Origin of the sequence: Paracoccus sulfuroxidans (assembly GCF_007830335.1) — a bacterium.
Taxonomy (GTDB): domain Bacteria; phylum Pseudomonadota; class Alphaproteobacteria; order Rhodobacterales; family Rhodobacteraceae; genus Paracoccus; species Paracoccus sulfuroxidans.
The window spans coordinates 159,070-172,019 of record NZ_VLKU01000003.1; the positions used below are offsets into that span (position 1 = coordinate 159,070).

Below are 12,950 nucleotides of genomic sequence, written 5' to 3' on the forward strand. Positions count from 1 at the left end.
ATGCCCCGTTTCGCGGCGAACCTGACGATGTTGTTCAATGAGCGGCCGTTCCTCGACCGGTTCGCAGCCGCTGCCGATGCGGGCTTTCGCGCGGTCGAGTTCCTGTTCCCCTATGACCATCCGGCCGAAGCGGTTCGCAAGGCGGCCGAGGCGGCGGGGGTGCAGATCGTGCTCTTCAACATGCCCCCCGGCGATTGGGCGGCGGGTGAGCGGGGGATTGCGGCCTTCCCCGACCGGGCTGAGGAGTTCAGCCGAGCGGTCGCGACCGCGCTTGATTATGCCGCCGTGCTTTCGGTCCCGCGCCTGCATCTGATGGCGGGCGTGGCCCCCGCTGACGCGACCCACCTGGCCCGCTATCGCGAGGCGATCGCCGAGGCCGCCGAGCGCGCCGCCCCCCTTGGCATCGACATCCTGCTGGAGCCGCTGAACGGGCGCGATGTGCCGGGCTATCTGCTGTCGGATTTCGCCATGGCCGCAGCCGAGATCGCAGGGCTTCAGCGCCCCAACGTCAAGCTGCAGTTCGACATCTATCACCGCCAGATCATGCATGGCGACGTGCTGACCGCGCTGAAGGAGATGCTGCCGATCATCGGCCATATCCAGACCGCCTCGGTCCCAGCCCGCAATGAGCCGGGCACGGGTGAGTTGAACGACGCCCGCATCTTCGAATGGTTGGATGAGATCGGCTATCAGGGCCATATCGGCTGCGAATACCGCCCGCTGTCCTCGACCGAGGCGGGGCTGGGCTGGATCGCGCCATGGCAGGGTTAGGAAGGGAACGGCAAGGCATGTTCATTGGCGCAATCGCGGACGATCTGACGGGGGCCACGGACCTGTCGTTGACCTTGTCGCGCGAGGGGATGAAGGTTCTGCAGATCGTGGGCATCCCGCCCGCCGATCTGGACATCGGCGAGGCCGAGGCGGTCGTCATCGCGCTGAAATCCCGCACGAATCCGGCAGATGAGGCGGTGGCGATGTCTCTGGCCGCAGCCGAAGCGCTGCGCGGCTGGGGCGCGCGGCAGTTCCTGTTCAAATATTGCTCGACCTTCGATTCCACCGATCAGGGGAATATCGGTCCGGTCACCGATGCGCTGATGGCCGCTCTTGGCACGGATCGCGCGATTGCCTGCCCGGCCTTTCCGACGAATGGCCGCACCGTCTATCGCGGGCATCTGTTCGTGGGCGACCTGCTGCTGTCCGAGAGCAGCATGAAAGACCACCCGCTGACCCCCATGCGCGACGCCAATCTGGTGCGAGTGCTGGGGCGGCAAAGCGCGAACCCGGTCAGCCTGATTGCGCGCGAGACGGTGGCCGCAGGCGATGCCGCGCTGAAGGCCGCCTTCGACGGGCTGGCGGGCATCGCCATCGTCGATGCGGTCGATGACGGCGACCTGCGCGCCATTGGTCGGGCCGCGCGCGACCTACCGCTGGTCACTGGCGGCTCGGGGATCGCTTTGGGCCTGCCCGCGAACTTCCTGCCGCCGGGCCGCGCGGCGCAAGACGCCGTGCTGCCGGTGCCAGAGGGGCGCACGGCGCTGCTGGCGGGATCATGCTCGACCGCGACGCGGGCGCAGATCGCGCGGGCCATCGCCGACGGCGTTCCGGCCATGCAGCTTGAGCCGGTCAGCATCGCCGAAAATCGCGTGACCGTCGCCGATGCCGTGGCCTTCTGCATGAATGCCGGCGCGGGTCTGCCGCCGCTCATCTGGTCCAGCGCCGAGCCCGATCAGGTGCGCAAGGCGCAGGAGCTTCTGGGCCGCGAACAGGCTGGCGCGCTGGTCGAGGCGTTTCTGGCCCGCACTGCCGCTGAACTGGCCGCGCGCGGCTTCAACCGCTTCGTCGTCGCCGGGGGCGAGACCTCGGGCGCTGTCGTCGCAAGTCTGGACGTCCCCGCGCTGGAGATCGGCCCCGAAATTGACCCCGGCGTGCCGTGGACGCGCTCTCGCGGGGGGCGGGCACCTTTGGCTCTGGCGCTGAAATCGGGCAATTTCGGGGCAGAGGATTTCTTCCTCAAGGCCTGGAGGATGCTGCCATGACCGGGCTCCTGTCCGAGGCCACGCGCATGCGCGACCTGATCGCCGATGTGGGCAAATCGCTGTTTGACCGGGGGCTGAGCCCCGGCTCGACGGGGAATATCTCGGTCCGGCTGTCGGATGGGTCGCTGCTGATGACGCCGACGAATGCATCGCTCGGGGCGCTGGACCCGGCGCGGCTGTCGCATCTGGATGCGCAGTGCAATCATCTGTCGGGCGACAAACCCACCAAGGAAGCCTTCCTGCATTCCTGCATGTATTGCCAGCGCGCCAGCGCCGGGGCGGTGGTCCATCTGCATTCGACGCATTCGGTGGCGCTGTCGGTTCTGGCGGACCTTGACCCACAGGACCTGCTGCCGCCGCTGACGGCCTATTACGTCATGCGGGTCGGTCGGCTGCCGCTGATCCCCTATTTCGCGCCGGGCGACCTCGATCTGGCCCTTGCGGTCGAAAAGACCGCCGCCAGCCATCACGCCATGCTGCTGTCGAACCACGGCCCGGTCGTCGCCGGAGCGACCTTGCGCGACGCGCAATATGCGACGGAAGAGCTGGAAGAGACGGCGCGGCTCTATCTGCTGCTCGACGGCAAGAAGATCCGCCCGCTGAGCGAAAAACAGGCCGACGCGCTGCGCGGCTGAGCAAACCGGCGTCGCGGCGGGCGACCCGCGCCTTTGGTCGTAAAATGGCGCTGGACTGTCCACCCGAACACGGGTTTCATCATTCGGACGTTCCTCGGGGGGAACTGCGCCGTCCCAACGCGGCGTGACCCCAAGGAATGTGACCAACAAGGAGAGAATCATGACCATGAACACCAGTTTCAAGGCGGCGCTGTTCGGCCTGGCGGCGCTTGGCCTGACCGGCACCGCGGCCTCGGCCGATCAGCTGGCCGACGTCAAGGCGGCTGGCAAGATTGTCACGGCGACCGACATGCACTATGCGCCCTTCGACATGCTGACGAATGGCACCTATGAGGGCATGACCAAGGACCTGTTCGACGAGGTCTCGAAAGAACTGGGCGTCGAGCCGGTCTATCAGGACATCCCCTGGACCGCCGAACTGCCGGGGCTCGAGGTCAAGAAATTCGACATCGTCATCGCGCCGGTGACGATCACCGCCGAACGGCTTGAGCGTTACACCTTCACCCTGCCGATCGCCGATGCGACCGTGTCGCTGGTCAAGGCCGCCGCCAACACCGAGATGAACAAGCCCGAAGACATCAAGGGCAAGACCGTCGGCGTCCAGCAGGGCACCGCGCAGTTCAAGCAGCTTCAGGCTTACGGCGAAAGCCTTGGCGGCGTGACCGTCAAGGAATATGGCACCACGGATGAGGCCTATGCCGACCTTGCCGCCGGTCGTCTGGACGCGGTGGCCGGTTCGCTGCCGAACCTGACCTATCTGGTGAAGAACCGCCCCGAGACCTTCGCTCTGTTCGAGCCCGCCCAGTTCGGCGAGCCCAGCTATTTCGCATGGGTCCTGCGTCCGGGTGAAGACAGCGCCAGCTTCCAGAAAGCGATCAACGACGCCGTGCTGAAGATGACCGATGACGGCCGCGTCAAGGCGATCCAGGAAAAATGGCTGGGCACCTATACCGAACTTCCGCGCGAAGTTCCCACCAAGTGATCTGGTGAACGGGCAGGGGTCCCCTCTGCCCGTTCATGCCAGGCGGAGCGCCCATGTTTTCCTCCAAGATCTTTCTTGAAAGCTTCGAGCCGCTCATGTGGGCGGCCCGCTACACCCTGCTGGTCTCGGGGCTGGGCATCGCCGTCGGGCTGGTGATCGGCGCGCTGATCTGCATGGCCTCGATGTCGAAATCGGGCTTTCTGCGCGGTTTTGCCGCCGTCTGGGTCAGCTATCTGCGCGGCGTGCCGATGCTGGTGCAGCTTCTGGTCGTCTATTACCTGCTGCCGGTGATCGGCATCGACGTGCCGGCCATCGTCGCGGCGGTCGGCACGACGGCCATCGTCGCCAGCGCCTATATCTCGGAAATCTGGCGCGGCGCGATCAATGCGCTGCCCAAGGGTCAGGCCGAGGCGGCCGTCGCGATTGGCATGGCGCCGGGCGATGTCTGGCGGCGCGTGGTGCTGCCGCAGGCTGTCTCGCTGTCGCTGCCCGCGCTGATCAATGAGCTGATCCTGCTGGTGAAGGCCTCGTCGCTGGTCTCGGTCGTCGGTATCATGGAGATCACCCGCGCCAGTCAGGCGCAGGCCGGTTCGACCTTCCGCCCGCTGGAGGTCTATCTGGCGGCCGCCTGCGTCTATCTGGCGATCAACCTTTGTCTGGCTGCCCTTGGCCGCTATCTTGAACACAGGATGGCCGTCTGATGGAGCTGTCGATTTTCGCCCACTACTGGCCGATGCTGCTGAAGGGCTTCGGCATGACGGTGCTCTGCTGGATCCTTGGCACGGGTTTCGGCATGGCGCTTGGCCTGATCATCGCGCTGATCCAGCGCTATTCCATAGCGCCGGTGCGCTGGCTGGTGCAGGTCTATGTCGAGATCATCCGGGGCACGCCTTTTCTGGTGCAGCTGTTCCTGCTGTATTACGGCGGGCCAATGGTCGGCATCCGGCTGGACCCGCTGCCCGCGGGCATCGTCGGGCTGACGATCTATGGCAGCCCCTATTTCGCCGAGATTTTCCGCTCGGCCTTCCGCGCCGTGCCCACCGGCCAGATCGAGGCCGCCCGCGCCATCGGCATGTCCGAACCCACCATCGTGCAGCGCATCCTGCTGCCGGTGGGTCTGGTCTCGGCGCTGCCTGCGCTGGTGAACTTCTCGATCATCCTGACCAAGGAAACGGTCATCCTGTCGATCATCACCGTGCCGGAGCTGCTGTATCAGACGCAGCGGATGTCGACCGAGACCTTCCGCTATCTGGAAGCGAACCTGGTCCTTGCGCTGTTCTTCTGGGTCTTTGTCGAGATCATCTCGCGCATCGGACGCAGGTTCGAGCGGCGCATCACCCATTATCTGATCGAAAGGCCGTAAGATGGTCCAAGCTTCATCCGTCGAGGTCCGGAACGTCGACAAGTTCTATGGCCCGTTTCAGGCGCTCAAGAACGTCAGCCTGTCGATCCCGGCGGGCAAGGTGACCTGCCTGATCGGGCCTTCCGGGTCCGGCAAATCGACGCTTCTGCGCTGCATGAACTTCCTTGAGGAATATGACCGGGGCGAGATCCGCATCGATGGCAAGCTGATCGGCTATGACGCGCCGGGCCGCAAGATGTCGGCGCGCAACCTGCGCCAGATGCGCCGCTCGATCGGGATGGTGTTCCAGCAGTTCAACCTGTGGCCGCATATGACCGCGCAGGAAAACGTGGCCGAGGGGCTGGTTCGCGTGCGCGGCATGTCAAAGCCCGAGGCGATGGCCCGTGCCGCGACCGAACTGGGCAAGGTCGGGCTCGCTGACAAGCTGGGCAACTACCCCTCGCGCCTGTCGGGTGGCCAGCAGCAGCGCGTGGCGATTGCCCGCGCCGTGGCGATGGAGCCGAAGCTGATGCTGTTCGATGAGCCGACCTCGGCGCTGGACCCCGAACTGGTGGGCGAGGTGCTGAACGTGATGAAGGCGCTGGCCGCGGCGGGCATGACGATGGTCGTCGTGACGCATGAGATGGGCTTTGCCGCCCATGTGGCCGATCAGGTCGCATTCCTTGAAAAGGGTGAGCTTGTCGCCGTCGACAGCCCCGCTGGCATTTTCCACGCCCCGAAGGATGAGCGGATCTGGAACTTCCTGCGCACCTATAACGAACGCAACAGCTTCTAGCGATTGCGTCGAGGAAACAGCCCCGCCATGGCGGGGCTGCCCTGAATTCTGGCTCAGTCGGTTTCGCCGAACCATTTCCACAGCGTCGCGCCCAGCACCGCGCCCAAGATCGGGGCGACCCAGAACAGCCACAGCTGCGCAATCGCCGGACCGCCCGCAAACAGTGCCTGGCTGGTCGAGCGCGCCGGGTTGACCGAGGTATTGGTCACCGGAATCGAGATCAGGTGGATCAGCGTCAGCGCCAGGCCGATGGCCAGCGGCGCCATGCCAGCGGGCGCGCGCGGATGGGTCGCGCCCAGAATGATGATCAGGAAGAAGCCGGTCAGCACCACCTCGATCAGCAGCGCCGAGGTCAGCGAATAGCCGCCCGGCGAATGCGCGCCATAGCCGTTCGAGGCGAAGCCGCCCAGATCGACGCCCGCCTTGCCGGTCGCGATCACGTAAAGCACCGCCGCCGCAAGGATCGCACCGATCAGCTGGGCGACGATATAGGGCAGCAGTTTCGAGGCCGGAAACCGCCCGGCCACCGCCAGCCCGACGGACACGGCAGGGTTGAAATGCCCGCCCGAAATTCCGCCGACCGCATAGGCCATTGTCAGCACCGTCAGGCCGAAGGCCAGCGCGACGCCTGCAAAGCCGATGCCAAGTCCCGGGAAGCCCGCTGCCAGAACGGCGCTGCCGCAGCCGCCGAAGACCAGCCAGAACGTGCCGAATGCCTCGGCCGCCAGTTGTTTCTGTAACATTTCATTACCTCAGATCACTGTACTGATTAGAAAAACGACGCACGGCGCTTTGCCGGGGCAGTCTGGAGGCAGGACGTGTCATGCCATCTGGGCGGCCGGGGTTCAGTCCCTCACCGTTTCGTCCCGCTTAGGAACGGCCTTGCCGGGCCTTCTGTCAAGACAAAGCTTCAGCACCGGCCCGGATTAGCAAAGAAGAATCAAACTGTTAGGTACAGTTTTACCGGCGCTGCGACGCCCTGGGTCGCCGCGAATCAATGCCCGAATTCGCGCCCGTGCGGCAGGCTGGCAGACGCCACGCGCCGCCCTCTACGCCGAAAGCGGGGCGAAAAAAATCTGTTCGGACGATCCCTCTGACGGAAAAGAATTTTTCCTTTCGGCGCGTTTCGGGACGCCAAAACTTCCAAAAAAACGCTCGGAGCTTAATCTCTATATATGCTATCGTCTTTTTGGTTATTGTTCTGACCAAGCGGCGCGGTGAGCCTTTGTGCCCGCAGCCCGAAGGTAAGGAAGGACGCATGATGACCCAGACGATACCGGAAAAGATCAAGGTTCTTTGGTTCCTGCCGACGCATGGCGACAGCCACTATCTGGGCACGTCGGAAGGGGGCCGGGCGGTCAATCTGCCCTATCTGCGCCAGATCGCGCAGGCGGCGGACGGGTTGGGCTATTACGGGGTGCTGCTGCCGACCGGGCGCAGCTGCGAAGACAGCTGGCTGGTCGCCTCGGCGCTGGCCTCGCAGACCGAGCGGCTGCGCTTTCTGGTCGCCGTCCGCCCCGGGCTGCAATCGCCGACGCTGGCCGCGCGCATGACAGCGACGCTGGACCGGCTGTCGAACGGGCGGCTGATGATCAACGTCGTGACCGGCGGCGACCCGGTCGAGAACGCGGGCGATGGCCTGCATCTGGACCACAGCGAACGCTATGAGGTGACGCGCGAGTTTCTGGATGTCTACAAGGCCCTGCTGGCCGGAGAGACGGTCAACTATCACAGCAAGCATTTCCACATCGTCGACGGCAAGCTGCTGTTCGAGACGGTGCAGAAGGACGGGCCTCCGCTTTACTTCGGCGGCTCGTCGGATGCGGGGAATGCGGTCGCGGCCAAGCAGGTCGACAAATACCTGACCTGGGGCGAGCCTCCGGCTGCCGTCGGCGAAAAGGTCCAGCGTCTGCGTGCGCTGGCCGAGGCGCAGGGCCGCGAGTTGAGCTTCGGGATCCGCCTGCATGTCATCGTGCGCGAGACCGAGGCCGAGGCATGGGCCGCCGCCGATCGGCTGATCAGCAAGCTCGATGACGACACCATCGCGGCGGCGCAGGCGAATTTCGCCCGCATGGACTCGATCGGTCAGCGCCGCATGGCTGAGCTCCACGGCGGCAAGCGCGACAAGCTGGAGATCAGCCCCAACCTCTGGGCGGGCGTCGGCCTTGTCCGGGGCGGGGCCGGGACTGCGCTGGTGGGCGATCCGGCGACCGTGGCCGAGCGCATCGACGAATACCGCCGCATCGGCATCGATACCTTCATCCTGTCGGGCTATCCGCATCTGGAAGAGGCCTACAGCTTTGGCGAGCGGGTGCTGCCGCGCCTGCCGCTGGATCATCCGCTGCCGAATGCCGGGCAGGGCGCTGTCCTTGGTCCCTTCGGTGAAACCGTCGGCAATGATTTCCGCCCGGCGGCGCGCCCGCGCCCCGTTGCGGTCGCGGGGGGCTGAGCCATGACCATTCATCCTCCGGTGCGGCCCAGAATTGTCATTGTCGGTGGCGGGTTTACCGGCGGATCTCTGGCATGGCAGCTGGCACGGATGCAGGTGCCCGCGACGATCATCGTGATCGAGCCGCGCGAAGAACTGGGCCGGGGTCTGGCCTATTCGACGCAGGATCCGGCGCATCGGCTGAACGTCCCGGCGCATCGCATCTCGCTGGACCCGAACCGGCCCGAGGGGTTTGCCGAATGGCTGTCCTCGGCGCAGGACAACGGCTGGATCGCCGATGACCCCGAGCTTCTGACTGCGGACGGAGAGCGTTTCCCGCGCCGTGAGGTCTTTGGACAATATGTCGCCCATTCACTGGCACCGCTGCTGGACTCGGGGCGCATCAGACACATCCGCCAGCGCGCCGTTGACGCCGAGCTGGAAGAGGATGGCTCGGTTCTGGTGCATCTGTCCGATGACAGCACCCTGCGGGCCGAGGTGCTGGTGCTGGCGACCGGACATCCTGCGCCTGCAGTGCCCCCGGCATTGCGCGGCCTGACGGGCAACAAGAGGCTGGTCGAAGACGTCTATGCCCCCGACAGGCTGGCGCAGGTTCAGGGTGACGCGCGCGTGCTGGTGCTGGGCGCGGCGCTGACCTCGGCCGATGCGATCTCGACGCTGGAGGCGCAAGGGTTTCGCGGTCAGATCCGCTGCCTGTCGCGCCACGGCCTGCGCTCGCGCGGGCATCGCGTGATCGGGCGCGAATCGCGCGAGGATTTCACCGATCCCGCGATCCGCCGCCCCAGCGAGCTTTTGCGCCGCATCCGCCATGCGATCACCGACGATCTGGCACAGGGCCAAAGCTGGCACGCGACCATGTCGCGCCTGCGCCAGCAGGGCGCGCAGATCTGGGCGCAGCTTGACGAGGCCGGGCGGCAAACCCTGCTGCGTCATGCGCGCACCTTCTGGGACGTGCACCGCTATCGTCTGGCCCCGCAGGCCGAGGCGGTGATCGACCGGCTGGTCGAGGCCGGGCGGCTTGAATATCTGGCCGGGCATCTGATCTCGGCCGAGGCGCGCGAGGATGGCATCAGCGTCAGCTGGCGCGTCCGCGGATCGCGGGCCGTGCAGACCGAGCATTTCGACCATGTCATCGTGACGACCGGCCCGGCGCAGGGGCGATGTATCGAGCAAAGCCCGTTTCTGGGTGCGCTGGCCCGGCTGGGTCAGATCACGCCCGATCCGCTGGGGCTGGGGCTGGCGACGACCGGCGGGCATCACGCGATGGATGCCAGCGGCCGGGAAAATGCCCGCATCATGATCGCGGGGCCGCTGGCGCGGGGGCATGTGGGGGAACTGGTCGGCGCGCCCGAATGCGCCAGCCACGCCCGCAACCTTGCGCAGGACGTCGCCCGGCAACTCAGCCTTGCGCCCTTCTTCCGGATCCTTGGCCCCGGCGCGTCCGTCGCGCAAAGGGCCTGACCACAGGGTCCGCCGACCAATCAGGAGCTTTCATGTCACATCCGATCATCACCGGTTTCGCCGGAAGTCTTTCTGCACCCTCTCGCACCCGCGCCGTGGTCGAGGATGCCGTACAACTGACGGCAGAGCGCTATGGCGGCACGGGATCGGTCTTCGATCTGCTGGACCTTGGCCCGTCGCTGGGCCGCGCGCGCCGCTTTGGCGATCTGGCGCAAGAGGCGCAGGATCTGCTGCAATCGCTGGTCGAGGCCGATGCCATCGTGCTGGCCACGCCCGTTCACAAGGGCAGCTATGGCGGGCTGTTCAAGCATGTCTTCGACCTGCTGGACCCGACCGCGCTTTACGGCAAGCCCATCCTTCTGGCGGCCAGCGGCGGCGGGGATCGCCATGCGCTGGTGATCGAACATCAGCTGCGGCCGCTGTTTGGCTTCTTCGAGGCGCAGACGCTGGCGACCGGGGTTTACGTCTCGGACCGGGACTTCACCGACGGGCGGCTGGCCGACCCTGCCGCCCGCGCGCGGCTGGAGCGTGCGGTGGATCAGTTCGGCCCCTATCTGCCCGGCTTCCTGGCCTCTCATTCTGTTTCTGGCGCGCCCGTGCTGGCGGCCATCTGAAAGGATATCCCATGACGATCAAACTGACCCGCCGCGCGGCCCTTGGCCTTGGTGCCGGCATGGGCGCGGCACTTCTTGCCAGCCCCGCGATCCTGCAGGCCGCGCCCGCCAAGGTGCTGCGCGTCGGCTGGCAGAAGGGCGGACTTCTGGGCCTGGTGAAAGGCTCGGGCGCGTTCGAGAAGGCCTTTGCCGATCAGGGCATTGCGGTCTCCTGGGCCGAGTTCACCTCGGGCCCACCGCTGCTGGAGGCGCTGTCGGCCAATGCGCTGGACTTCGGCTATACCGGAAACGTGCCGCCGATCTTTGCCCATGCGGCGCGCGGGAACCTTGTGTTCGTGGGCGCGGGCAAGGGCTCGCTTGAGGGGCATGCCATTCTGGTGCCGACCGACTCGCCCATCCAGACGCTGGCGGAGCTGAAGGGGCAGAAGCTGGCGTTCAAGCGCGGCAGTTCGGCCCATTACGCGACCATCAAGCTGCTGGAGACGGTCGGGCTGACGCTGGACGACATCCAGCCGCAGGACCTTTCGCCCCCCGATGCCATCGCCGCCTTCGATGCCAAGGCCATCGGCGCCTGGACGATCTGGGACCCCTATTTCGCCATGGCCGAGGCGCGCCCGAACACCCGCGTCCTGTCGACGACCGAGGAACTCGGGGCCGAATACAACTTCTATTCCGCCAATGGCGATTATGCCCGGGAAAACCCCGAACTGATCCGCAAGGCGGTCGAGGTTGTCGCACAGACCGGCGAGGCGGGGCAGGCGAACCTGCCCGAAACGGTGCGGGTCTTTGCCGAAGCCACCGGCCTTTCGGAAGAGATCATGAACCGCTCGCTGACCCGCAAGGGCGCGAACCTCGGTGGCGTCAGTTTCGTGCGCCCCGAACATGTCGCCTATGAGCAGGGCGTCGCCGACGTCTTCTTCGATCTGGGGATCATCCCGCGCAAGCTGGACATCGCCTCGGTCGTCTGGACCCCCGAAACGTCAAGCTAGGAGGCCCCGCGATGAGCCTTGCAGATTTTCTTGTCGAGACCGGTTCGCGCAGCAAGCGCCTGGCCGGTCGCAGCATCGGCCTGCCGCGCCTGCGTGCAGAGGCCCTGCTGCCCTATGCCGTCCCCGTCGCGATCCTGATCCTGTGGGAAATCGCAGGGGCGACCGGTCTGGTCGCCGATACCGTGCTGCCGCGCCCCTCGGCGATCCTTGCCACGGCCAGCCAGATGCTGTGGTCGGGTGAACTGCTGACGCATCTGGGCGTCTCGGCGCTGCGGGCGCTGGCAGGGCTGGCGGTCGGCGGCGGCATCGGCTTCCTCTTGGGGGTCGCCAACGGGACCTCGCGCATCAGCGAGACGCTGACCGATTCCACCCTGCAGATGGTGCGCAATATCCCGCATCTGGCGCTGATCCCGCTGGTCATCCTGTGGTTCGGCATTGGCGAGGGCGCAAAGCTGTTTCTGGTGGCCTTGGGCGTGTTCTTCCCGATCTACCTCAACACGCTTCACGGCATCCGCAATGTCGACGGCCAGCTGATCGAGATGGGCCGCGCCTATGGCATGACGCCGCGCCAGCTGTTCCTGCGCATTGTGCTGCCGGGCGCGCTGCCCTCGATCTTCGTGGGGCTGCGCTATGGCCTCGGCATCATGTGGCTGACGCTGATCGTGGCCGAAACGCTCTCGGCCTCCTCGGGGCTGGGCTATATGGCGATGAAGGCGCGCGAATTCATGGTGCTGGACGTCGTGATCCTGTCGATCCTGCTTTACGCGCTGCTGGGCAAACTGGCCGACAGCCTGACCCGCGCGCTGGAACGCCGCGCCCTGAAATGGAGCCCCGCCTATGCAAATCGCTGATTACGCCATCCCCGAAGCGCAGGTCGCCCGCACCGCCCCCGGTGCCAGGGTCGAGGTCAGGAACCTCTCGCGCCGCTTTGACGACAACCGCGTCATCTCGGACCTGAACCTGACGGTGCGACCGGGTGAGTTCGTCTCGATCGTGGGCAAAAGCGGCTGCGGCAAGTCGACGCTGCTGCGCCTGATCTCGGGCCTCGATCAGCCAAGCGCGGGGCAGATCACCGTTGACGGCCAGCCCGCCGAACAGGCCGGGGACCGGCTGCGCATCATGTTCCAAGAGCCGCGCCTGCTGCCCTGGGCCTCCGTCAGCGACAATGTCGCGGTGGGCCTGCGCAACGGCCGCGACAAGGCGGCGGTGGCCCAGGCGCTGCGCGCGGTCGAACTGTCCGACAGGGGCAGCTTCTGGCCCGCGCAGCTTTCGGGCGGGCAGCGGCAACGCGTGGCGCTGGCCCGCGCGCTGGTCAGCCACCCGGGCCTTCTGATGTTCGATGAGCCGCTGGGCGCTCTGGATGCGCTGACGCGCCTGACCATGCAGAACCTGATCCAGCAAATGCATCAGCAGGCAGGCTTCACCGCGATCCTTGTGACCCATGACGTGGCCGAGGCCGTGGCGCTGTCGGATCGGGTGATCGTGCTGGGGCAGGGCCGGATCATCCATGAGGCGCAGATCGTGCGTGTGGCCCCGGTCGGCCGCGGCAGCCCCGAGCTTGCCGCCATCGAGGCCGAGATCCTCGACGCCATTTTCCAGGGCTGAGGGCTGCAAAGACAAGAAACGACGGGCAGTGCAGAAAAACG

14 protein-coding genes are annotated in these 12,950 nt (G+C 66.1%); 13 read left to right on the plus strand and 1 reads right to left on the minus strand.

Going from position 1 to position 12,950, the window contains the following annotated elements:
• From otnI to IQ24_RS05695, 7 genes are all read left to right on the plus strand, one after another.
• Positions 1 to 771: a 2-oxo-tetronate isomerase gene (gene otnI, locus IQ24_RS05665; protein WP_145396840.1), complete on the plus strand. Its 771-nt coding sequence runs from the start codon at positions 1 to 3 to the stop codon at positions 769 to 771.
• 17 nt (positions 772 to 788) lie between these two features.
• Positions 789 to 2,036: a 3-oxo-tetronate kinase gene (otnK, locus tag IQ24_RS05670; RefSeq protein ID WP_145396841.1), complete on the plus strand. Its 1,248-nt coding sequence runs from the start codon at positions 789 to 791 to the stop codon at positions 2,034 to 2,036.
• Entirely contained in the window at positions 2,033 to 2,671 is a 639-nt protein-coding gene (otnC, locus tag IQ24_RS05675; protein ID WP_145396842.1) for a 3-oxo-tetronate 4-phosphate decarboxylase, read from the plus strand. Before otnK ends, otnC begins: the two co-directional genes overlap by 4 nt.
• Positions 2,672 to 2,831: 160 nt before the next feature.
• Entirely contained in the window at positions 2,832 to 3,653 is an 822-nt protein-coding gene (locus tag IQ24_RS05680) for a transporter substrate-binding domain-containing protein (RefSeq protein WP_145396843.1), read from the plus strand.
• Positions 3,654 to 3,706: 53 nt separating this feature from the next.
• Positions 3,707 to 4,354, plus strand: a complete 648-nt coding sequence (locus IQ24_RS05685; RefSeq protein ID WP_145396844.1) for an amino acid ABC transporter permease — start codon at positions 3,707 to 3,709, stop codon at positions 4,352 to 4,354.
• Positions 4,354 to 5,016 carry an amino acid ABC transporter permease gene (locus IQ24_RS05690; RefSeq protein WP_145396845.1) on the plus strand — a complete coding sequence of 221 codons (663 nt, stop codon included), beginning with the start codon at positions 4,354 to 4,356 and terminating at the stop codon, positions 5,014 to 5,016. The genes IQ24_RS05685 and IQ24_RS05690 overlap by 1 nt, the downstream gene beginning before the upstream one ends.
• A gap of 1 nt (position 5,017) precedes the next feature.
• A complete protein-coding gene (locus IQ24_RS05695; protein WP_145396846.1) occupies positions 5,018 to 5,791 on the plus strand; it encodes an amino acid ABC transporter ATP-binding protein in 774 nt (257 codons plus the stop codon).
• 53 nt (positions 5,792 to 5,844) lie between these two features.
• Here IQ24_RS05695 and aqpZ read toward each other — a convergent pair whose 3' ends face one another.
• Complete coding sequence (aqpZ, locus tag IQ24_RS05700; RefSeq protein ID WP_145396847.1) at positions 5,845 to 6,534, minus strand: aquaporin Z; 690 nt, start codon at positions 6,532 to 6,534, stop codon at positions 5,845 to 5,847.
• Positions 6,535 to 7,052: 518 nt separating this feature from the next.
• On the opposite strand from aqpZ, the gene ssuD reads away from it, so the two are divergent.
• Genes ssuD through IQ24_RS05730 form a run of 6 tightly spaced genes read left to right on the plus strand, consistent with a single transcriptional unit; the run spans position 7,053 to position 12,909 of the window.
• Complete coding sequence (ssuD, locus tag IQ24_RS05705; RefSeq protein WP_145396848.1) at positions 7,053 to 8,240, plus strand: FMNH2-dependent alkanesulfonate monooxygenase; 1,188 nt, start codon at positions 7,053 to 7,055, stop codon at positions 8,238 to 8,240.
• Between the two features lie 3 nt (positions 8,241 to 8,243).
• Entirely contained in the window at positions 8,244 to 9,701 is a 1,458-nt protein-coding gene (locus IQ24_RS05710; protein WP_145396849.1) for an FAD/NAD(P)-binding protein, read from the plus strand.
• A 32-nt stretch (positions 9,702 to 9,733) separates the two neighbouring features.
• Positions 9,734 to 10,315: an NAD(P)H-dependent oxidoreductase gene (locus IQ24_RS05715; RefSeq protein WP_145396850.1), complete on the plus strand. Its 582-nt coding sequence runs from the start codon at positions 9,734 to 9,736 to the stop codon at positions 10,313 to 10,315.
• A gap of 11 nt (positions 10,316 to 10,326) precedes the next feature.
• Positions 10,327 to 11,304: an aliphatic sulfonate ABC transporter substrate-binding protein gene (locus IQ24_RS05720; protein ID WP_145396851.1), complete on the plus strand. Its 978-nt coding sequence runs from the start codon at positions 10,327 to 10,329 to the stop codon at positions 11,302 to 11,304.
• 11 nt (positions 11,305 to 11,315) lie between these two features.
• A complete protein-coding gene (locus IQ24_RS05725) occupies positions 11,316 to 12,155 on the plus strand; it encodes an ABC transporter permease subunit (RefSeq protein ID WP_145396852.1) in 840 nt (279 codons plus the stop codon).
• A complete protein-coding gene (locus IQ24_RS05730) occupies positions 12,142 to 12,909 on the plus strand; it encodes an ABC transporter ATP-binding protein (RefSeq protein ID WP_145396853.1) in 768 nt (255 codons plus the stop codon). The genes IQ24_RS05725 and IQ24_RS05730 overlap by 14 nt, the downstream gene beginning before the upstream one ends.
• Positions 12,910 to 12,950: the final 41 nt, after the last annotated feature.